Source organism: Streptomyces sp. NPDC005805 (genome assembly GCF_040630445.1).
GTDB lineage: Bacteria > Actinomycetota > Actinomycetes > Streptomycetales > Streptomycetaceae > Streptomyces.
Genome location: NZ_JBEXXN010000053.1, coordinates 1 through 22,289 on the forward strand (window position 1 = coordinate 1; position 22,289 = coordinate 22,289).

A 22,289-nucleotide genomic window follows, 5' to 3' on the forward strand; every position below is an offset into this window, starting at 1 on the left:
CGGCGACAACCCCGTCGTCTTCGCCGTCGACTCCTTCCCCGAACAACTCCACAAACCCGTCACCGACCACGGCGACTTCATCAACGTCTTCGACGAGGCGCTGATGACGGAGCTGGTGGCCTGCGTCAACGAGGGCCGTCAGTGCGGCCCGGACGACACGGGCGGCACTCCGCCGGACGCGGGCGAGCAGCCCCCGGGCGACGGCGACGGCCAGGACACCGGCGGCCAGGACGGCGGCGGTCAGAACGGTGGCGGCGGCGCGCCCGAGCAGCCCGGCGACCCCGGTGAGCAGCCCGGTCAGAACCCCGGCGCGACCGGTGGAAACGGCGGCCAGGACGGCGGCGACCCGGGCCAGGGCGGCAACGGCGGCAACGGTGGCACGGAGGCACCCGCGCAGCCCGGCGCCCCGGACCAGGGCCAGGATCAGGCCGGGCAGGACGGCTCCGGCGCGGGCGGCGGCGGCCAGGACGGACGCCCCGGCACCGCTCCGGCCAAGGGCGCCCCGGCGGACCGCCCGGCGGCCGGGCGGCCGGCGGCGGACGACGGCGCCACCGCGCCGGACGCCCGGCCCGCGCCCGATGTCCTGGCCGACGGCGGCGACAAGCCGGCGGCCGGCAAGGGCGACGCGCCCACCGTCCGGGAGGACGCCCCGGAGGCGGGCGACGCGGCGGCGGCACCCGCCCCGGCGCCCTCGGCGGCGGACCGCACGGACGCCCCGCAAGGGTCCGGCGCCGGTTACGGCACCGCCCCCTCCCCCGCGGGCGGCACGGCGCCGCAGCAGTCGGCGGGCGGTTCCCTCGCCTCCACCGGCGCGCAGTTGTGGCCCTCGGCCGTGGGCGCCGCGCTGCTGGTCGCGGGCGTGGTGCTGCTGAGGATGCGCAACCGTCGTGAGCCGGTCGGGGGCCGCTGACCGGACCGGTTCCACCGGATGCCCGGGCGGGAGACGTGAGGTCTCCCGCCCGGGCATCCGCCGCTCCGGGGCCGGGCCGGGGCCCCCGGCGAGAGCCGCCCCGGCCGCACCGTCAGGGTGCGAGGTACGGCAGATCGTCGTAGCGTTCCCCGGCGCAGAAGCGGGCCATCAGCTCCGCGAAGTCGGAGATGCGTTCGATCGGGGCGAGGTGGTCGGTCTCCCGGACCGTCAGGAACCGTGCGCCGGGCAGATGCGCGGCGAGGTCCCGGCCCATGGCGGGGGTGGTGAGGGTGTCGTGCTCGCCGGTCACCACCAGGGTCGGCACGGCCGGCAGGGGGTCCGCCCGGTACCAGTCGTGGCGCATCAGCCGGGTGTTGTGCTCGGCCGACTTGGCCATCTCCTCGGGGCTCTGCCCGGCGATCTGCTGGTGGACGAGGCGGGAGACGGCCGCGTGGCGGCGGACGGTGCCGGCGCCGGCCGGCGACATGAAGCGGTCGGCGAGTTCGCGGGCGACCGTGGCGGTGTCGCCGGCCCGGATCAGCCCGTCCCAGCGGACCATCGCGGCCGCGTAGTCCGCCGGGATGGCCCGGGTCATGCCGACGAGCATCAGCCGGGCGATCCGCTGCGGATGGCGCTGGGCGACGCGCAGGCCCACGGCTCCGCCGAAGCAGGCGCCGACCAGGTTGACCCGGGGCAGGCCGAGTTCGTCCAGCAGATGGGCGACGGCCTCGGCGAGGAAGTCCGTGCCCCGGTCGGCGGGCAGGAAGTCGGCGGAGCCGTACCCGGGCAGGTCGGCGGTGACGACGTCGCACACCTCGGCGAGCCGCCGTTCGTGCCGGGTCCAGGAGTACCGGTCCTGGGAGGAGCCGCCGAGGACGAGCGCCGGTTCGGCCACCGGTGCGGCGCTGCGCACGACCCGCGCGGCGTAGCGATAGCCCTGGACGCGGAGCCGGTGCTCCGTGACGCCGGACCGGCGTGTGTCGTCCGGGCGGGTCGTCTGGCCGGGGAAGGGGTGCTGGACCGTGGTGACGGTGGGGGGCGTCGTGCGCGGCACCTGGGCTCCTGTGCTTGCGGGCGGGTCGGGGTGTCCAACGACGCCGGAGCGGGAGAGGTGTGCCGGGGGTGGCCCGCGAACGGATGTGCCCCGGGGCGGGGCGGGGCGGGCGCCCGGTCGCGCCCGCCCCGGTGCCGTCACGCGCCCGGGTGGCGTGGGCGCGGGGCCGCCGGGCCGGGGGCGGTGGGCGGGGTGGCGAGGGCCGCGGCGAGGGGCGCGGCCCGGATGATCGCGGCGACCCGGTCGTGCGGGGCCGCGCCCGCCCGGTGGCCGGTCCTGGCCGCCGGGATGCCGGCCGCCGGCGCCGGGCGGTGCGGTTCGCGGGCGGGCGGCGGCCCGCCGGCAGGGGCGTGGCGGACGGTGCGGCCCGCCCGGGGCCCGGTCACGACGCGCCGCTGCGGCGCTTGCGGCAGGCGGCCGCCGCGCGGCGCAGGAGCCATTCCACCTGCGGGCCGACGCCGTCGGCATCGCGCACGGGGCCGGTGAAGGAGATCCGGACGTCGGCATGGCTGCGCGGGTACTCGCAGCGCAGCGTGATGCCGTAGCGGTCCAGGGCGAGGGGGCGCACCCGCACGGCGCCCTGGAGCACCTCCGGGTCGACGAGCCGGCTGAGCTGCTCCACGACCTCGTGGTGGTCGTCGTCGAGGTGGGTGAGCATCGCCGCCTCCTGGCAGGCGAGCACATCCGGTTCGGCGAGGGCCAGTTCGTCCAGTCCGACGTACTCGACCAGGCCGCGCCGTTCGATCCCGGCCCGGGCGGCGTCGAGGCGGAGGACCAGGGCGCCGGCCGTGGGCTGCTCCTCGCAGGGGGTGAGCCAGCCCGAGAGGGTGACCCGGGAGCGGACCCGGTCCCGGACGCCGGTGGGGGCGACGTCGGTGAACTCCAGGAGCCCGGCCAGGACCCCCCGGGGAGCGAACGCGATCTGCACGGCGAGCGGGCTGTCCGCGGGCGGATGGAGCCTCAACTGGCCCCGCCGGTCGATGGTGTGCATCGCGATCAGGTCGTAGCTGCTGCCGTCGGTCGTCAGGCTGAGCGACGTGGCTGCGGCGACGACGGAGCGGATGCGCTCCGCGTTGCTCGGCCCGGCGGTGCGGACCTTGGCAAGGACCATTGGTAACTCCTAACTAAGGTAAGCCTAACCTAACAGACCCTGAGGGCCACTTGAAGCCCTCCGGACACATGAACACCAGGCGACCGGCGCCCATGCGGCGGACGATGTTTGTTAGGTTAGCCTTACCTAATAGCCAGGAGGGGGTCATGGTCGTTCACAGCGCGCTCCACCCGTACACGGGCCACGCCCCGGAGAGCGCCGGAGCACGGCGCGAGGACACCTTCGGGGCGGTGCTCCGTGCCCGCGCCGCCGCGCACCCGGCCCGGCTCGCCCTGGTGGCGCCGCCGGCCGGCCGGGGCACGGCCCGCCGCACCTGGACGTACGCCGCCCTCGACCGGCGCGCCGACCGGCTGGCCGCGGGGCTCGCCGCGCGGGGCATCCGGCGCGGGGACCGGGTCGTCGTCCAACTCCCCCGTACGCCCGAGTTCTTCGAGACGGCCTTCGCGCTGTTCCGGACGGGCGCGGTGCCGGTCTTCGCGCCCGCCTCCCCGAGCCGCCGGGAGCTGTCCGCGCTGCTGTCGGCCACCCGGGCGGTGGCCCTGGTGACCTCCGGCGCGGCCGGGGGCGCGCCGGTCGCGGGACCGGCGCTCGCCGCGGCGGCCCGCGCCCACGCGCCCTCGGTGCGCCATGTGTTCGTGGCCGGCGGCGACCCGGGGTACTTCGAGAGCCTGGCCGAGGTGTCCGCCGAGCCCGGTGAGCTGCCCGGGCCCTCGGCCGGGGACCTGGCCTTCCTCCAGTACGCGGGCGCCGGGACCCTGGCGCCCCGGCTGGTGCCCCGCTCGCACGGCGACCATCTGCGGCTGCTGCGCGCCGCCGGGCAGGCGGGCGGCCTGGACGGGCGGAGTGTCCACCTCTGTGTGCCGGACCAGGGCCCGGACCCGCTGCTCGCCTCCCCCGGGCCGCTGGCGGTGCTGTGCGCGGGCGGCCGGGTGGTGCTGGCCCCGGACGCCTCCCCCGACACGGGCTTCCGGCTCATCGAGAGCGAGCAGGTCACCGTGACCGGCCTCTCGGCGGCGACCGCCCGGGTGTGGACGGAGGCCGCGCCCCACACCGCGTACGACATCTCCGGGCTGCGGGTCCTCCAGGTGATCGGCGGGCGGCTCGGCGAGGAGGCGGCCCGGCGGGTGCGCCCCGCCCTCGGCTGCTCGCTCCAGCAGGTGTTCGGCACACCGGAGGGCCTGCTGACGTGCACCCGCCTGGACGACAGCCCGGAGACGGTCGCCACCACCCAGGGCCGGCCGGTGGGCCACGGCGACGAACTGCGGGTCGTGGACGACCAGGACAACGAGCTGCCGCCCGGCTGCACGGGCCATGTCCTGGCCCGCGGCCCGCACATCGCGGACGCCTACTGGAACGACTCCGCCGGCCGGCCCCGCGCCTTCACCCGGGACGGCTTCCACCGCACCGGCCGCACCGGCCGCCTCACCGGCTCCGGCCATCTGGTCATCGAGGGGGACGCGGACCGCGCCGGGGCCTGACACGCGGGCCGGGGCCCGGCCCGGGGAGCGCCGGGCGCGCTCAGGTGAACGGCCCGCCGGACACGAGCGCGCCGTCTACCCAGGTGCCCACGACCTCGATGTCCCCGATCCGGGACGGGTCCACGGCGCGCGGGTCGTCGCCGAGGACGACCAGGTCGGCGCGCTTGCCCGGGGTGAGGCTGCCCAGGGTGTCCTCCCAGTGGCAGGCCCGGGCAGCGGCGAGTGTGCAGGCGTGCAGGGCCTCGTCGACGGTGACGCCCTCGTCCGGGCCGATCACCCGGCCGGAGGCGGAGGCCCGTTCCACCATGAACTGGACGGCGCGCAGCGGCGATCCGTCCGCGACGGGGCGGTCGGAGCTGCTGACCAGGGGGATGCCGTGGTCCAGGAAGGACCGGCCGCGGTAGAGCCACGGGGCGCGTCTCTCGCCCATGACGGCCGCGTAGTCGTCGCCGAAGTACCGCAGGAAGCTGGGCTGGACGACCGCGCTGAGGCCGAGGCGGGCGAAGCGCGGGAGCTGGTCGGGGCGGATCAGCCCGGCGTGTTCGACGCGGTGCCGGGCGGCGGGGCGCGGCCAGTGGCGCTGGGCGTGCTCCACGGCGTCCAGGGCGAGGTCGGCGGCGCGGTCGCCGATGGCGTGGACGGCGAGCTGCCAGCCGGCCCGGTGGCCGTCCACGATCAGGGCGGTGAGGGCCTCGGGGTCGTCCTGCAACTGGCCGGTGTGGTCCAGCCCTTCGTACGGGTCGGTGAGGGCGGCGGTGCGGGCCATCATGCCGCCGTCGGTCCAGATCTTCAGGGCGCCCAGGGAGAGGCGGTCGCCGCCGAACCCGGTGCGCAGGCCGAGGTCGAGGGCCCGGGGGATGCCGTCGCCCCGGTGCGCGGCGACCGTGCGCAGCCGGTCGGCGGAGACCATCAGCTGCACCCGCAGGGGCAGCAGGCCCTCGTCGTGGGCGAGTTGGTAGGCGCCGAGTTCGACCGGGCTGTGGCCGAAGAGGGCGCCGCCGACACCGGCCTCGGCGCAGGCGGTGACGCCCTCGGCGAGGCAGGTCCGGGCGGCGCGGCCGATCGCCTCGGCCAGTTCCCGCTGGGAGTGGGGCAGGCGCAGCGCGCGGGCGGCCCCCATCGCGGCCTCCACGAGGAGGCCGTCGGTGTGCGGGACGCCGGCCGGGAGGAGGTCGAGGACGGCGGTGCTGACGACGCAGCCGTGCCCGGAGTCGTGCAGCAGGAAGACCTTGCGCCCGTGGGCCGCCTTGTCGAGTTCGGCGGCGGTCAGATGGCGGCCGAGCGCCCGCTGGTCGTAGCCGGCCAGGGTGACCCAGCCGCCGGGCTCGCTCGTGCGGATGACGGTGTCCGCCACGACGGCGAGGACCTCGTCGGCGCGCCGGAGGCCGGCGATGCTGACGGTGTTCTCCTTGAACCCCGTCCAGGCCAGGTGCACATGGGCGTCGACGAAGCCGGGCAGCACGGTGGCGCCCCCGAGGTCGATCACCTCCCGTGCGGGCAGGGCCCCGACGGCCTCGTCGAGGCCCACGATCCGGCCCCGCCAGATGCCCAGTTCATGGGCGAGGGGGCGGTCCGGGTCCATGGTCACGAAGCGCGCGTTGGTCAGCCTGGCGCAGAGCACGTCGGAGGTCCCGGTTCGCCGTGGGGTCAGTCGGTGGAGGCCGCGAGGGAGCGGGGGCGCAGGTCCTTCCAGTGCTCCTCGACGTACTCCAGGCACGCCTCGCGGGTGGTCTCCGGGAGGGCGACCGTCCAGCCGCCGGGGACCTCGGCGAAGGAGGGCCAGAGGGAGTGCTGTCCCTCCTCGTTCACCAGGACCAGGAAGCGGCCCTCGGGGTCGTCGAACGGGTTGGTGCTCATCTGCCGGTGCCTCCTCGGCCGTCTGCTGACGCCACGTCAACTACCGCGTGGAAAAGGGTGATTGAGCCCTCGGACAGCGGATCTTAGGTTAGGCTCACCTCATGCAGGCTGAGCCTAACCTCTCCCCCCACCCCCCACAAGAAGACCCCGCCCCGGGCCCCGGCGAGGGGTTCGCCCTGCCCGGCGCACCGGGCTCCGAGGAGTTCTGGGCGGCGGTGCGCACCCCCGTGATGGCGCCCGGCCCCGGCGGTGGCTGGCGGGCCCTGTTCCTGTGGCGCGGGTCGCCCGCCGGGATCGACTTCGAGAGCTGGTCGCCGCCGGTCCCGCTGCGCCGCTGGGCCGGTACGGACTGCTGGTACGCGCAGGTGCGGATGCCCGCGCGGCTGCGGGTGACCTACCGGTTCCTCGCGGACGGCACGCCGGCCGCCGACGCGTTCAACCCGGTCGGCGCGGGCCCCGACCGGTCCATCGCCGCGACGCCGGACGCCCCGGACCAGCCGCACTGGCCCGCCCTCGGCCCCGACGAGGCACTGCCGCTCCCCCGCACCAGGCTCCGCTGGGCCGGTGGACGCCTCGGCGGACGGCGCACCGTGCGGGTGCACCCGGTGGGCGGCGGGGGTCCGGTGGTGCTGCTCCTCGATGGGGACGACTGGCTGTATCTGCACCCGGCGGCGCAGGCTTTCGACGCGGCCTTCGAGGCCGGTGAGCTGCCGCCCGTCACCCTGGTCTTCCTGCCGGCGAAGGACCGGGAGGCCGAGTTCGGGTGCGAGCCCGCGCTGTGGGAGGCGGTCCGGGACGAACTCCTGCCGCTGGTCGCGGAGTCCGGGGTGCCGGCCGATCCGGACCGGCTGGTGGTCGCCGGGCAGAGCCTGGGCGGGCTGAGCGCGCTGTACGCGGCGCTGGAGTTCCCGGAGCTGGTCGACCGGATCGCCGTCCAGTCGCCCTCGTTCTGGTGGACGCCCGGTGCCGGGGACCTGGCGGACCCGCTGGGCGGTCCGGCGGGCGGGGTGATCGCTCAGCGGCTGCGCCGGGGCCCCGATCTGTCCGGGCTGCGGTGCGCGTTCGACGTGGGCGAGCACGAGAGCCGGATGCTGCCGCACTGCGAGCCGGTGGAGGCCCTGACCGAGCGGGCGGGGGCGGCGGTCCGGGTCTCGCGGTCGGCGGCGGACCACGACCGGGCGGGCTGGCGGCACGCGCTGCTGCGGGACGTCGCCTGGGCGCTGGGCTGAGCCGGTCGGCCGGACGTCCCCGGACCGCCGGGTCAGCGGGCGACCGCCAGGCAGTAGTCCTCGTCGGTGGCGAGCAGGTTGCGGTGGGTGTCCTCCGCGGTGACCACCCCGTCGTCCAGGACGAGGACCCGGTCGGCGGCGTCCAGGAGGGCCGGGCTGCTGGTGATCACCAGGGTGGTGCGGCCCCGGCGCAGAGCGGCGACCCGGCGGGCGATCAGCTGCTCGGTGACCGCGTCGACGGCGGTCGTCGGGTCGTGCAGCACCAGGATCCCGGTGTCGGCGGCCAGGGCGCGGGCCAGGGAGAGGCGTTGCCGCTGGCCCCCGGAGAGGTTGGCGCCCCGGTCGCGGACCGCGTACTCCAGCCCCTCGGGGTGGAGGGCGACGACATCGGTGAGCAGGGACGCCTCCACGGCCTCGGCGACGGTCCGGCTGGTGCCCGAGGGGTCGATATTGCTGCGCAGGGTGCCCGCGAAGATCTCCCCGTCGTACGGGTTGACGAGCAGGTGTCCACGGACCGCCTCGACCGACAGCTCCGCGAGCGGCTGCCCGCCGAGGCGCACCGCCCCCTCGTACGCGCCGGGCGGGACGTTCAGCGCGAGGACCGCCGCGAGGTCGGCCGCCGCGCGGGGCTGGTAGGCGGCGACGGCGACGAACTCCCCCGGGGCCACGTCGAACTTCAGGGTGCGCAGGGCCCCGTGGCGGACGCCGTCCACCTGGAGGCCGCCGCCCGGGGCGGGGCGGCCGGTGCCGGGGGCGGCGACCGGCGGGGCGGAGAGGACCAGGGCCATCCGGTCGGCCGAGGCGCGGGCCATCATCACGTACTTGGGCATCTCCGAGAACATCTTGAGCGGCTCCATGATGAACTGCGCCAGGCCCACGGCCATCACCAGTTCCCCGATGGTGATCTGCCGCTGGAAGGCCAGCCAGCCGGCGGTCAGGGAGACGGCGGCGGCGAGGACGGCGTTGAGGGCGAGCGCGGTGCCCGCGTAGACGCCGTTCACCCGGGCGACGGTGATCGCCTGGCGCTTGGCGTCCGTGCTGACCCGGCGGTAGGAGCCGAAGGCGGCGTGGTTGCCGCCGAAGCCGTGCAGCGGGCGCAGGCCGATGATCAGGTCGGCGACCTTGGCCCCGGCGCGCGCCACCCGCGCCTGCTGTTCGCGGGTGCCGGCGCCGATCCGCCGGGACATCACGGTCAGCACGGACAGGATGGCGACGGTTCCGGCGACCACCAGCAGCCCGAGCCGTAGGTCGGCCAGGCTCAGCGCGACGGCGGTGACCACCACGGCGGCGAGGGAGCTGACGAGCAGCGGCACCACCTCGATGATGTCGGCGGTCTGGTCGGCGTCCTCGGTGGCGACGGTCAGCACCTCGCCCGATTTGAGGTCGACGTCCCGGGCCACCGGCTGGAGGGCGCAGGAGGCCACCCGTACCCGCCAGCGGTGGGCCTCGGTGGTGTTGGCCTTCTGGAGGACGCGCATGCCGAACCGCCACGACAGCGACACGGTCGTGATGATCACGGCGAGGGCGCCGACGGACAGGGCGAGCGCGATGGGGCTGCGGTCCTGGAGGGCGTGCTCGACGATCAGGCCGAGCGCGATGGGGAAGGCGGTCTCCCCGGCCTGGTACAGGCCCATCAGGACGGTGCCCCAGACCATCGCCCCGACGTTGCGGCGCAGCGCGGTCCGCAGGATGGCCGTCCCCGGGCGGGGCCGCTGGGTGTCAGGAGTGTTCATCAAGGTGGCGGGCAATCGCTTCCGGGGTTCGCAGGGTGAACAGATCGCGGATGGTGACCACAGGACCGTACTCCCGGCGGAGCAGGCCGATCAGCCGGACCGCCGTCATGGAGTGCCCGCCGAGGGAGACGAAGTCGCCGACCGCGCTGACCTCGTCGTCGTCCAGGTCCAGGGCCTCGGCGAAGAACTCGCAGACCACGGTCTCGGTTTCGGTCCGCGGGCCGCGCTCGCCCGCCGTGGTCAGCGCGCCGAGGGGCCGGGCCTCGGGCAGCGCCCTGGTGTCGGCCTTGCCGTTGACGGTGAGCGGGATGGCGTCGACGCGGGCGTAGTGGGTCGGGCGCAGGAAGTCGGGCAGCGCGGCGCCCACTTCGGCGGCGACCTCGGCGAGTCCGGCGCCGTCGAGGACCAGGTAGGCGGCCAGCCGGTACGCGCCGTCGACCCGGGGGTCGGGCTGGGCGACGGCGGCGGCGAAGCGGACCGCCGGGTGGGCAGCGAACGCGGCCTCGACTTCGCCGGGTTCGACGCGGTGGCCGCGGATCTTGACCTGCTGGTCGGTGCGGCCGAGGTACGCGAGGTTGCCGTCGGGGCGCCGGGCGACCAGGTCCCCGGTGCGGTACATACGCTCGCCGGGCGTGCCGAAGGGGCAGGCGACGAAGCGGTGCGCGGTCTCGGCGGGCCGGTCGAGGTAGCCGCGGGCGATGCCGGCGCCCGCCACGTACAGCTCGCCGGGGACGCCGTCGGGCAGGGGCCGCAGCCAGGGGTCGAGGACGTACACATCGGTGTTGTCGATCGGCACGCCCACCACGGGGTCCTGGCATTCGAAGGTGCCCACGCCGAGGGTGTTGATGGTGTATTCGGTGGGCCCGTACAGGTTGTAGCCGACCGTTCCCTCGGTCCCGGCGAGCCGCTGCCACAGGGCGGGGGTGACGGCCTCGCCGCCCAGCAGCACCAGCGCGGGCCGCCGGCCGGGGGTGTCGAGCAGGCCCTCGGCCACCAGCTGCTGGGCGTAGGTGGGCGTCACGTTGACGACGTCGATGCCGTGGTCGAGGCAGTAGGCGGTGAGCCGGGGCGCGTCACGGCGCAGTTCCTCGTCGCAGATGTGCACCTCGTGGCCGTCGGCGAGCCACAGCAGCTCCTCCCACGACATGTCGAAGGCGAAGGAGACGGTGTGGGCGATCCGGAAGACCCGGTGGCCGTGCCTGGCGAGGACCGGTTCGAAGATCCTGCGCCGATGGTTGATCAGCATATTGGTGAGACCGGCGTACTCGGTGACCACGCCCTTGGGCTTCCCGGTCGATCCGGAGGTGTAGATGGTGTACGCGGGGTGCCGCAGGCGGTCCGGGTCGCCGGGGGTGAAGGTGGTGAACGGGTCCGCGGCGGGCAGCGGGCGGTCCAGTTCGATCAGCTCGCCGCCGAGCGGGGCCAGCCGGGGGGAGACGGCGCTCACGGTGAGGATCACCCGGGGGCGGGCGTCCTCGACGATCGCGGCGATCCGCTCGTCGGGGTGGTCCAGCTCCAGGGGGACGTAGGCGGCGCCGGTGCGCAGCACGGCGAAGAGGGCGGTGATCGAGTCCAGGGAGCGCGGGATCGCGAGGCCCACGGTCGTCTCGGGGCCGATACCGCGCGCGGCGAGGACACCGGCCACGGCGCGGCTGCGGTCGCGGAGTCCGGCGAAGGTCATGGCCGCGCCGCCGGCGACCAGGGCGATCCGCTCGGGGTCGCGGTCGGCGGCCCGGTCGAAGCGGTCGACGACGGTGTCCGTGCCGATGGCGGTGCGCGGGCCGGGTTCCGGTCGCGGGGCGAGTCCGGGCAGGGCGCCGAGCGGGCCGCGGGCGCGGGCCAGGTCCAGCAGGACGCGCAAATAGGCGTCGAGGAGCTCACGGGCCCCGGCCGGGTCGCCGCCGCGCTGCTCCAGTTTGACGGTGAGCCGGTCGCCGGGGGTGACGACCCAGGTGTACGGGTAGTGGGTGGAGTCGTCGGCCAGCACGGAGGTGATGCCGTGCCGGGCGTTCATCGCGGCGAAGGCGTCCAGGTCCAGGAAGTTCTGGAGCACGAACAGGTTGTCGAACAGGGTGTCGTGGCCGCCGGCGCGCTGGATCTCGCCGAGGCCCAGGTGCTCGTGGTCCATCGCCGCGACCCGGGCCGCCTGGACGGCCGTCAGATACTCCCGGGCGGTGTGGTCGGGGCGGGCCCGGGTGTGCATGGGCACGGTGTTGAGGAGGACGCCGACGATTCCGGCCAGCCCCTCGCCCTCCCGGCCGGAGACGGTCACACCGAACACGGCGTCGCTCCGGCCGGTGCGCGCGCCGAGGAGGAGGCCGAAGGCCCCGGTGAGGACGGAGTTCAGGGTGACGCCGTGGGTCCTGGCGGCCTCCCGCAGCAGCGCGGACTCCTCGGCGGAGAGGGTGTGGAGGAGGGTGTGCGGCAGGGCGTCGGAGAGGGCGGGCGAGGGACCGGCGAGCAGGGTGGGGCCGGTGAGGCCGGCCAGGTGGCCGGCCCAGAAGCGTTCGGCGGGGGCGGGGTCCCTGGCGGCGAGGGCGCGGGCGTGGTCCTCGAAGGAGGGCACGGCCGGGGCGTGGGGCAGCGGGGTGCCCTCGGCGGCGGCCCGGTAGGCGTCGAAGAGGTCCCGGAGCACGGTCTCGCGGGACCAGCCGTCCCACAGCAGCAGGTGGTAGCTGAGCAGCAGGCCGTCCCGGCCGCCGGGCAGGCGCACCACGGTCAGCCGGATCAGCGGGGGTGCGGCCGGGTCGAAGCCGGTCTCCCGGTCCCGGGCGCGCAGGGCCTCCGCGGCGGCGTCCGGATCGGTGCCGGTGCTTTCGGTGAGGTCGACGGTGCGGACGGGGACGCGGCGGCCCGCGCCGAGGAGTTGGACCGGGTTGCCGTCGTCGTCGGTGCCGAAGCCGGCGCCCGCGACCGGGTGCCGGGCGATCACATAAGCCATCGCCTCGGCCATCGCGTCCGGGTCCAGGCGCCGGTCGAAGGTGAACCAGCTCTGGGCGACGTACTGCCCGGCGGTGCCCGCCAGCTGGGCCTGGAAGTAGAGGCCGCGCTGGAGCGGGGTGACGGGCGCGGTGCGTTCGGCCGTCGCCGAGGCCGCCGCGATCTCCTCCAGGGCCGCCAGCCAGTGGCCGGTGAGCGCGTCGGGCACGCCCTCGGCGAGGGTGAAGTGGGCGTGCAGTCGGCCGGTGGCGTCGTCGGTCCAGGCGTTGACCTCGACGGCGTACGGGCTGTCCTGGTCGCCGCCGGTGATGCGCGGCACCTCGGACTCACCGCCGCGGCCCAGGTAGTTGAAGAGCACCTGCGGGCGGGCGGTGAGCAGGGGCGCGGTCTGCGGGTTGAGGTAGCGGAGCTGCCCGTAGGCGAGGTGTCCGTGCTCGTCGGGCTGGCGGTCGGCGAGTTCGCGGGCGGCGGCGACGGGGTCGGTGTGCGCGGTGAGCCGTACGGGGGCGACGGCGGTGAACCAGCCGACCGTGCGGGTGTAGTCGTGGTGCGGGAGGACGGGGACCCGGCCGTGGCGCTCCAGGTCGACGGCGAGGTCGGTGGGCGCGGGCTGGATCCGGGTGAGGGCGGCGCGCAGCGCCCCGCACAGCAGCTCGGTGAGACCGGTGCCGAGGGCGGCGGGCGCGGTGCGGGTGAGCCGGTCGCTCGCCTCGGCCGCCAGGACGGCGGTGGTCTCGCGCAGGGAGCCGGCGGCGGGCAGCAGCGGGGGCGCCTGGAGGGTGGTGATCCAGTGGCCGAGATCGCCGGTGGTCTCGGCGGCCCGCGCGGTCAGCGCTGCGGCGTACTCGGCGTAGGGGGTGGTCGGCGGGGGCAGGGGCGTGCCGCGCAGGGCGGTGGCCAGGTCGTCGAGGAGGATCAGCCAGGAGACCGCGTCCACGGCGAGGTGGTGGGCGGTGACCACCAGGGTGCGGGTGGCCTCCAGCCAGGTGAAGGCGACCGTCTCCCCCGCTTCCGGGTCGAGGCGGCCGGCCGCCTCGTTCGCGGCGGCGGCGGCGGTGGCGGTCGGTGCGTCGCCGTCGGCGCGGGCGACGGCGACCGGGCGGGCGGGTTCGGTGCGCAGGGACCACACGCCGTGGTGGACGTCCAGCCGCAGCCGGAGTGCCGGATGCGCGGCCACGACCGCGTTCGCGGCGCGTCCGAGGTCGGCGAAGGAGACGTCCGGGTCCACGGTCAGGGTCCTGGCCTGGGCGAACCGGGCGAGGGAGCCGCCCAGTCCGCGCCGGCGCAGGATGATCGGCGTCGGAGTCACCGGGCCGTCCTCGGCGCGGGGCGTCGCGGGGGCGGCGGGCCGGGGGGCGGCCGCGTCCAGCCGCTGGGCGATGGCGCGCGGGGTCTTGTGCAGGAACACGTCCCGGGGCGCGATCGGCAGGCCGAGGGCGCGGGCCCGGTTGACGACGGCGATGGCGACGATGCTGTCGCCGCCGGCTCGGAAGAAGTCGGTGTCCTCGTCCACGGCGGAGCCGGGCAGGGCCTCGGCGAACACGGCGGCCAGGGCGGCGAGCGCGGAGCCGGGCGCGGGCTCGTGTGCGCCGGCCGCCGCGTCGGTCGCCGCCGCACCGGCCGTAGCCGGGGCGTCCTCGCGGGCGGCGGCCCGTTCGGCCAGGGCCTTCCGGTCCAGCTTCCCGTTGACGGTGAGCGGAAGGGCGTCGGCCGGCAGGACCCGGCCGGGCACCATGTGTACGGGCAGCTTCTCGGCGAGCAGGGCGGGCAGATCGGCGGGGAACCGGCCCACGACATGCGCCACCAGGTGGTCCCCGCCGGCCGCGACGGTGACGGCCGCGTCGACCACACCGTCCACGTCCCTGATCGCGGACTCGACCTCGCCCGCCTCGATCCGGAAGCCCTTGACCTGGACCTGGTCGTCGGCCCGGCCGGTGAACTCCAGCTCCCCGTCGAGGGTGCGGCGGGCCAGATCGCCGGTGTGGTACATCCGGGAGCCGTCGCGCGCGAACGGGTCGGCGACGAACCGGGACGCGGTGAGCCCCGGGCGGCCGAGGTAGCCGAGGGACACCTGGTCGCCCGCGACATAGATGGCGCCCACCCGGCCCGGCGGCACCGGCCGGAGCCGGTCGTCGAGGAGATGGGTGACCAGGCCGGGGATCGGGCCGCCGATCGGGCTGGCCTCGTCGCCCGGTCCGAAGTCCTCGTCGGTGAGCACCCGGTGGGTGACATGGACGGTGGTCTCGGTGATGCCGTACATGTTGACCAGCTCGGGCGTCCGGGTGCCGTGCCGCGCGACCCAGCTCCGCAGCCGCCCGAGGTCCAGGGCCTCACCGCCGAAGACGATCCGCCGCAGCGCGGGCAGCGGCTCGCCGGAGTGCCGGTCGGCCTCGGCGAACCGGTGGAAGGCGGACGGGGTCTGGTTGAGCACGGTCACCCCGCGCTCGCGGACCAGCCGGTGGAAGTCGACGGGGGAGCGGGTCAGTCCGTGGTCCGGCACCAGCAGCTCGGCGCCGTGCGCCAGCGCGCCCCACAGCTCCCAGACCGCGAAGTCGAAGGAGAAGGAGTGGAACTGGACCCAGACGTCGTCCGGGCCGAAGTCCATGGCGGGGCGGGTGTTGGCGAGCAGGGTGACCACGGCGGAGTGCGGGACGACGACGCCCTTGGGGCGGCCGGTCGACCCGGAGGTGTAGATCACATAGGCGGGGTCGTGCGGGCGGGGCCCCGGCCCCGGGGTGGCGTCCGCCGGCTCCTCCTCCCCCGGCACCAGCACCCGGGCCCGGCTCCCCGCGCGGTCGAGCAGCGCCGCGAACCGGTCCTTCTGCTCCTCGTCCACGAGGACGACGTCCGGGGCGGAGTCGGCGAGGATGTACGCGAGCCGTTCGTCCGGGTACGCCGAATCCAGCGGGACGTACGCGCCGCCCGCGGTGACGGTCGCGACCAGGGCGACGACCTGTTCCGGGGAGCGCGGCACGGCGACGGCCACCCGGGTACCGGGTCCGGCCCCGGCCGTGCGCAGTGCGGCGGTCAACGACTCCTTGGCGCGGGCGAGTTCGCCGTAGGTGAGGGAGCGGGTGGTGCCGTCGAGGCCGCAGTGGGTGACGGCGGTGGCGTCCGGGTCGCGGCGCGCGGCGGTGTCGAAGAGCGCGTCGAGGGTGGTGGGGGCGACCGGTTCCGGGCGGGCGGCCGCGGGTGACGCCGGCTCGGCGACCGGGGCGTCCGGGCGGGTGAGCAGGGCGGTGAGGTTGCGGGCGAAGGTGTCCAGGATCGCGCGGGCGCTCGACCGGCGCAGCAGCGCGCCGTCGTGGATCAGGTTGAAGCGCGGGCGGCCTTCGGGGGTCCGCTCCACGACCAGCGTCAGCGGGTAGTGCGGGGCGCCCTCGTTGACGACGGCGCTGACGGCCAGGGTGTCGCCGGGCCGACGCAGCGCGCCGACGTCGGCGGCGACGTCGAAGACCACCAGGGTGTCGAAGAGGGCCCCGGCCGCGCCGGCCCGGCGGGCGGTCCGCGCCAGGGAGACGTGCTGGTGCGGCTGGACCGCGTTCTGGTGCTCCCGCACCGAGGCGAGGAGTGCGGCGGCCGTGGTGTCCGGGGTCCAGCGGGCGCGTACCGGGACGGTGTTGATGAAGAGCCCGACCATGTCCTCGATGCCGGGCACGTCCGCGTCGCGGCCGGAGACCGTGGAGCCGAAGACCACGTCGCTGCCGTGGAGGAGTCCGCCGAGGGTGAGGGCCCAGGCGCTGTGCACGGCGACGCTCAGGGGCACCCCGGCCGTGCGGGCGGCCGCGTCCAGGTCGTGTGCGAGACCGTGGGCGAGTCCGTCGTCCGGGTCCTCGTCCGGTGCGGCGCCCGGTTCCAGGACGGCGTCCGCGAAGCGGTCGGACGGGGTGTGGCCCTCGGCGACCAGCGAGCCGCCGGGGAGCCCGGCGAGCTGCTCGCCCCAGACGCGGTCGCTCTCCTCCTCGTCGCGTCCGGCGAGCCACCGGACGTAGTCGGCGAAGCCGCCGAGGGGGTGCACACTGCCCGGCGCGTGGTATTCGGCGAGCAGGGCGCGGAGCATCGGCGGCACCGACCAGCCGTCGGCGACGATGTGGTGCACGGTCTGCACCAGCACGTTCCGGCCCGCGCCCGCGCGGACCAGGGTGTAGCGCATCAGCGGCCCGGCCGCGAGGTCGAATCCGGCGCGGCGGTCCCGTTCGGCCAGGTCGCGGAGCGCTTCCTCGGTGGTCCCGGGCCGGTCCAGGACGGTGAACGGGGCCTCGGCGCCGCTCTCCAGGACGGAGACCACACGCCCGTCGGCGAGGGCGACGAACCGGGCGGCCAGGTTGGGGTAGAGGGCGAGCAGCCGGGTGGCGGCGGCCGCGAGGCGACCGGGGTCCACCTCGCCGTCCAGGGTGAGGAGTTGCTGTTCGACGTAGGCGCCGGCCGAGTCGTCGTCGAAGACCGAGTGGAAGTACAGGCCCTCCTGCAAGGGGGTCAGGGGCAGGATGTCGCGCAGGTGGGGGCCGTCGAGGGCGTCGACGTCGGCCTGGGTGAGAGGCAGCGGGGCGAAGTCGCTCGGGGAGTGGCCGCCGCCCGTCTCCAGGGTGGCGAGGGCGGCGAGGCCGGTGAGGGTGTCGCCGAAGTAGCCGGCGAGGGTGGTGATGTCCTCCTCGGTGAAGACGCCCTCGGGCCAGGAGAGGGTGGTGACCAGGCGGTAGCCGCCGTCCGGGGCGGGTTCGGCGACGGCGTTGAACTCCAGGGCGCGCGGCAGCCGCATCCGAGGATCGCGCCGCTCCCCCAGCTGCCCGGTCGGACCGGCGAGTTGCCAGTCCCCGGGGGCGCCCGCGTCGAAGCGGCCCAGGTAGTTGAAGAGGACCTGGGGCGCGGGGGTCTCGCAGCCGGCGGCGTCGAGATGGCGCAGGGCGCCGTAGGAGAGACCGGCGGCCGGTACCCGGGCGAGGTCCTCCTTGACCGCCTTCAGCGCGGCGGCCAGCTGGGCGGGGTCGGTGGGGTCACCGGCCGGGCCGGGGTCCACGGTCACCGGGAACAGGGTGGTGAACCAGCCCACGGTCCGGGAGAGATCGGGCTCGAAGGCCGCCGTGTCCGCCACGTGGCGGCTCTCGCGGCCGTGGCCCTCCAGTTCGATGTGCGCGAAGGTCTGGTCCTGGCCGAGGTCGCGCCGCCACCGGGCGAGGGTGACGGCGAGCGCGGTCAGCAGCACGTCGTTGACCCCGGCGTGGAACCGCGCGGGGACGGGCCCCAGCAGCGCGGCGGTGACCTCGGGGCCGGCGGGGACGGTGCGCAGCCGTTCCCGGGCGACGGTGTCGGCGGCGGTCAGGGGGCGCCGGCCGAGCGGTGCGTCGGGTCCGGGCAGGGGGCGCAGATGGTGGGCGCGGTCCGCGTCGAAGGGTGTCCGTGCGAGGAGCTGGGTCCAGCGCCGGAAGGAGGTGCCCACCGGGGGCGGTTCGACGGGCTCGCCCGCCTGGACCTGCCGCCAGGCGGTGGCGAGGTCGTCCATCAGGATCCGCCAGGAGACGCCGTCGACGACGACATGGTGGGCGACGAGGACGAGTTGGCGTGCCGTGCGGCGCCAGACGGCGCGCAGCATCACGCCGTGGTCGGGGTCGAGCCCTTCGGTGGCGAGGGCGGTGCAGGCGTCGAGGGGGAGGTCGCTCTCCTGCCAGTGCGCGGTGGCCCGGTCCGCCGCGGGTATGTCGAAGCTCCAGCGTTCCCCGCGCACCAGGTGGGCGCGCAGCATGTCGTGCCGACGGACGAGGGCGGTGAGGATCCGGTCGAGGGCGTCGGCGGTGAGTCCGGCCGGGGTGGTGAGGACCACGGACTGCACGAAGCCGTCGACGGCGTCGGTGGTCTCACCGAGCCACTGGACGATGGGCGAACCGACGACCGGGCCGGTGGGGACGTCGTCGTGGTCCACGGCGGCGGCGTCCTCGCGGCTCGCCACGGCGGCGAGGGCGCCGACCGTGCTGTGGGCGAAGATCTGGCGTGCCGTGACGTTCAGTCCCGCCTCGCGCAGGGCGCTGAGGAGGGATATCGCGAGGATGCTGTCGCCGCCGAGTTCGAAGAAGTCCTGGTCGGTGCCGACGTCGTCGAGCCGGAGGACCGAGGCGACGGCGGCGCAGACGGTGCGCTCGTTCTCGGTGGCCGGGGGAACGATCGTGCCGGTGCGGAGGACGGGTTCGGGCAGGGCGGCCCGGTCGAGCTTGCCGTTCGCGGTGAGCGGGAACTCCGTCAGCATCACGATGTGGGCGGGCACCATGTACTCCACCATGTGCCGGCCGGCCCACTCCTTGACCTGTTCGGCGCGCAGGTCCTCGCTGCCGGCGGCGGGGATCACATAGCCGGTCAGATAGGTGGCGCCGGCCGCGTTCTTCCGGGCGACGACGCAGGTGTGGCGGGCGCCGGGGTGTTCGGCGAGGCCGGCCTCGACGTCCTCGATCTCCAGGCGCATCCCCCGGATCTTGATCTGGTTGTCGGCGCGGCCGAGGAAGTCGAGGGAGCCGTCGGGGGCCCAGCGGGCCAGGTCGCCGGTCCGGTAGAGCCGGGAGCCGTCGCCGGCGAAGGGGTCGGCCACGAAGCGGGAGGCGGTGAGGCCGGGCGCGTTCACATAGCCGCGGCCGAGGAGGAAGCCGCCGACGTACAGTTCGCCGCCGACGCCGACCGGGACCGGGCGCAGTTCGTCGTCGAGGACGTAGAGCCGGGTGTTGGGGTTGGCCCTGCCGATGGAGGTCGACAGGCGTTCCGCCGCGCCCCGGTAGATCACATGGGACACGCCGATGGTGGTCTCGGCGGGGCCGTAGCCGTGGTAGAGCGGGATGTCGAGCCGGGTGCGGAAGCGTTCGTACAACTCCGGGGTGAGCACCTCGCCGCCGCACCAGACGTGCCGCAGGCTGCCGAGGCGGCCGGAGTCGCCGGCGATCTCCAGCAGGACGTCGAGCATGGAGGAGACCAGATAGGTGAAGGTGACGCGCTGCTCGGCGATGACGTCGAGCAGGTGGTGCGGGTCGCGTTCGCCGCCGGGCCGCAGGACGACCAGCCGGCCGCCGGACACCAGGGGCAGGAAGATCTCGTTGAGGGAGATGTCGAAGGAGAGCGGCGCCTTGAAGAGGGAGGCGTCGTCGGGGCCGAAGCCGAGGATCTCGTGGACCTGCCAGAGCAGGCGTTCGCTGATCGCCTCATGGCGGATCATGGCGCCCTTGGGCCGGCCGGTCGAGCCGGAGGTGAAGATCACATAGGCGAGGGCGGCGCCGGGGACGGTGGCGTCGGGGCCCTCGGCGGGGAGGTCGCCGTACGCCCAGCCGTCGAGGTCGACGGCGACGGCCTCCGGTTCACCCGGCTCCCCCGGGCCGCTCGCGCCCGAGGCGTTGAGCTGGAGGACCACCCGGGCGTCCTGGACGACGACGGCCCGGCGGGCGGCGGGCCACTGCGGGTCGAGGGGGACGAAGGCACCCTTGGCCCGCAGGACGGCGAGGAGGGCGACGACCATCTCGGCGGAGCGGGGCAGGGAGATGCCGACCACCTGCTCGGCGGTGAGGCCGCGCGCGATCAGCTGGTGGGCCAGCTGGGCGGAGTACACGCTTAATTGACGGTACGTCAGAGAGCGGTGCTCGTCGGTGACGGCGACCGCGTCCGGCCGCAGGCGGGCCTGTTCGAGGAAGAGCTCGACGACGGTGGGGCGGACCCGGTCGGCGTCGGTGTCGTTCCACTCGGCCAGCAGGGCGGTGCGGGCCGCCGCGTCGAAGGGTCCGATGGTGCCGACGGGCCGGTCCGGGAAATCGGCCAGGTCGTCCAGGGCCCGCTGGGCGTCGGCGAGCGGGACGCCGTCGGGGACGGTGATGCTCCGGCCGTCGGGGGCGGCCCGCCAGCCCCCGCTTCCGCCACCGCCGTTGTCGGCCCAGCCGAGGACGTCGGTGAAGGAGGTGGCGGGGGTGAGGTCGATGCCGTCGGGGCTCCGTCCGGTCGCCCAGTAGGAGAGTCCGATGGCGCACGCTTCGGCGATGGTCCGGTCGCTGTAGTCGCCGGTTCGCCGGCGAACGGCGGTGAGGCGGGAGGTGGAGAGCGTGACGTGAGGAGCACTCGGATCCGTCATCGAAGACTCAGCATCCTTCCAAGGCATGCAGGTTAGCCTAACCTAACTAGGCGTCAGTCTCACTACCCTCGCGCCAGGCACGCCACAGCCGCGCGTACCTGCCCCCCAGGGCCACCAGCTCCCCGTGCGTCCCCTCCTCCACCACGCGTCCCGCGTCCAGGACGGCGATCCGGTCCGCCGCCATCGCCTGGGTCAGCCGGTGGGCGACGAACAGGGTGGTGCGGCCCGCGCACGCGGCGAGCACGGCGCGCTCCAGTTCGGCGGCGCCCTCGCTGCCCGCCTCCGCGGTCGACTCGTCGAGCACCACGACCGGTGAGCGGGTGAGGACGAGCCGGGCCAGGGCGACCTGGGCGGCCCTGGTGCCGTCGAGGCGTTCGCCGCCCTCGCCGACGGGGGTGCGCAGTCCCTCGGGGAGGAGGCCGACCCAGTCGCCGGCGCCGACCGTCTCCAGGGCGCCGAGCAGCACGGCGTCGTCCGCGTCGGGGGCGGCGAGGCGCAGGTCGTCGGCGAGGGTGCCGGAGAAGACGTGCGTCTCCTGCGTCAGGATGGTCACCAGGGCCCGCGCGCCGGCCTCGTCCAGGCCGGCGAGGTCGTGCGGGCCGATGCGCACCGAGCCGGCGCCCGGGGTGCCGATGCCGGCGACCAGGGCGGCCAGGGTGGACTTGCCGGCGCCGGTCGCCCCCACCAGGGCGAGCGAACCGCCCGCGGGGATGGCCAGGTTCACGTCCCGCAGCACCGGTTCGCCGGTGCCGGGATAGCGGAAGGTCAGTCCCTCCACCCGCACCGGGTGGGGCACGGCCGCGGCCTCCGCCACGGTGGTGTCGCCCACCAGGCGCTCCTCGGCGGGCTCCCCCAGCACCCCGACCAGTCGGGTGAGGCTGGCGCCGGACTTCTGGGCCTCGTCGAAGGTGAACATGATGGCGCCGAGCGGGGTGAACAGCCGGTGGAACATCAGCGGGGCGGCCGACACCTCGCCGAGGGTGGCGGCGTCGGCCTCCAGGAGGGCGTAGCCGACCAGGAGGATCAGGACCAGGCCGATGAACTCGGCGCGGTTCTCCCGGCCGACGAAGCGGCCGAAGAAGCGGAACACCTCGACGCCGAGGTCGCGCACCCGCCAGGACTCGCTGGTGACCTTCTCGCGGACGGCGTCCTCCAGGCGGTAGGCCCGGACGGTGTCGATGCCGTTCAGCCCGCTGATCAGGGCCTGGGCGCGGTCGGCCTGGGCGATGCGCTGCCTGCGGTACAGCGGGGCGGAACGGGGCAGGTACCAGCGCAGGGCCAGGGCGTAGGCGGGCAGCGCGCCGGCGCCGGCGAGGCCGAGCCGCCAGTCGAGGCCGAACATGCCGGCCGTCGCGATGAGGACCAGGACCCCGGCCGAGAACACGGTGGGGACGGCGGTCCGGATGCCCTTGGAGAGGACGGCGACGTCGTCGCCGACCCGGGAGAGGACGTCGCCCCGGCCGACCTGTTCGACCCGGGCGCTCGGCATCCCCAGCACCGCGCGGACGGCGCGTTCCCGCAGTGCGGCGAGGAGTTCCGCGCCGAGCCGCCCGATCAGCCAGGTGGACACGGCGGTGGCCGCCGCGCCGAGGAGCGCGGCGGCCACCATCAGGATGCCGACCGTGACGAGCACCGAGGACGCCTCGTCCCCGACCACCCCGTCGACCACCCGGCCGAGCAGGAGCACCGGGAGGACCTGGAGCGCCGCCCCGGCCACCGTGGTCAGCACGGTGGAGGCGGTGAGCCAGGGGGTCTCGCGGCAGTGCGCGGCGACCCACCGGGCGGCCTCTCCTCCCGTCGCCGTGCGCAGGTTGACGGGGGCGGCGGGGGTGTCGGTGACAGTCACTCGGGGACCACATCATGCCGGGGACGGGAGGGGTGGACGAAC

General features: G+C 75.6%; 10 protein-coding genes and 1 pseudogene. 3 read left to right on the plus strand and 8 right to left on the minus strand.

Annotation, left to right across the window (positions count from 1 at the left end):
• Nucleotides 1-910, plus strand: a pseudogene (locus ABZ457_RS24230) (hypothetical protein); the annotation flags it as partial.
• Nucleotides 911-1,022: 112 nt separating this feature from the next.
• Here ABZ457_RS24230 and ABZ457_RS24235 read toward each other — a convergent pair.
• From ABZ457_RS24235 to ABZ457_RS24245, 3 genes are all read right to left on the minus strand, one after another.
• Nucleotides 1,023-1,964: an alpha/beta hydrolase gene (locus ABZ457_RS24235; protein WP_359160814.1), complete on the minus strand. Its 942-nt coding sequence runs from the start codon at nt 1,962-1,964 to the stop codon at nt 1,023-1,025.
• Nucleotides 1,965-2,101: 137 nt separating this feature from the next.
• The gene (locus ABZ457_RS24240; protein WP_359160817.1) at nt 2,102-2,350 is read right to left on the minus strand and encodes a hypothetical protein; all 249 of its coding nucleotides are present in this window, start codon (nt 2,348-2,350) and stop codon (nt 2,102-2,104) included.
• Nucleotides 2,347-3,075: a DUF2470 domain-containing protein gene (locus ABZ457_RS24245; protein WP_359160820.1), complete on the minus strand. Its 729-nt coding sequence runs from the start codon at nt 3,073-3,075 to the stop codon at nt 2,347-2,349. Before ABZ457_RS24245 ends, ABZ457_RS24240 begins: the two co-directional genes overlap by 4 nt.
• Before the next feature lie 146 nt (nt 3,076-3,221).
• On the opposite strand from ABZ457_RS24245, the gene ABZ457_RS24250 reads away from it, so the two are divergent.
• Nucleotides 3,222-4,553, plus strand: a complete 1,332-nt coding sequence (locus tag ABZ457_RS24250; RefSeq protein WP_359160823.1) for an AMP-binding protein — start codon at nt 3,222-3,224, stop codon at nt 4,551-4,553.
• A 40-nt stretch (nt 4,554-4,593) separates the two neighbouring features.
• On the opposite strand, the gene ABZ457_RS24255 is transcribed toward ABZ457_RS24250, so the two are convergent.
• Nucleotides 4,594-6,174: an amidohydrolase gene (locus ABZ457_RS24255; protein ID WP_359160826.1), complete on the minus strand. Its 1,581-nt coding sequence runs from the start codon at nt 6,172-6,174 to the stop codon at nt 4,594-4,596.
• A gap of 26 nt (nt 6,175-6,200) precedes the next feature.
• Nucleotides 6,201-6,410 (minus strand): MbtH family protein, encoded by a 210-nt coding sequence (locus ABZ457_RS24260; RefSeq protein WP_359160829.1) that lies wholly within the window; start codon nt 6,408-6,410, stop codon nt 6,201-6,203.
• Between the two features lie 230 nt (nt 6,411-6,640).
• Here ABZ457_RS24260 and ABZ457_RS24265 point away from each other — a divergent pair, with 230 nt between their 5' ends.
• On the plus strand, nt 6,641-7,639 hold the full coding sequence (locus tag ABZ457_RS24265; RefSeq protein WP_359160917.1) for an alpha/beta hydrolase-fold protein: 999 nt from the start codon (nt 6,641-6,643) through the stop codon (nt 7,637-7,639).
• Between the two features lie 32 nt (nt 7,640-7,671).
• Here ABZ457_RS24265 and ABZ457_RS24270 read toward each other — a convergent pair whose 3' ends face one another.
• Genes ABZ457_RS24270 through ABZ457_RS24280 form a run of 3 tightly spaced genes read right to left on the minus strand, consistent with a single transcriptional unit; the run spans nt 7,672 to nt 22,247 of the window.
• On the minus strand, nt 7,672-9,372 hold the full coding sequence (locus tag ABZ457_RS24270; protein WP_359160832.1) for an ABC transporter ATP-binding protein: 1,701 nt from the start codon (nt 9,370-9,372) through the stop codon (nt 7,672-7,674).
• On the minus strand, nt 9,359-20,401 hold the full coding sequence (locus ABZ457_RS24275) for an amino acid adenylation domain-containing protein (RefSeq protein WP_359160835.1): 11,043 nt from the start codon (nt 20,399-20,401) through the stop codon (nt 9,359-9,361). Before ABZ457_RS24275 ends, ABZ457_RS24270 begins: the two co-directional genes overlap by 14 nt.
• A gap of 46 nt (nt 20,402-20,447) precedes the next feature.
• Nucleotides 20,448-22,247, minus strand: coding sequence for an ABC transporter ATP-binding protein (locus ABZ457_RS24280; RefSeq protein ID WP_359160838.1), 1,800 nt, complete (start codon nt 22,245-22,247; stop codon nt 20,448-20,450).
• Nucleotides 22,248-22,289 lie beyond the last annotated feature (42 nt).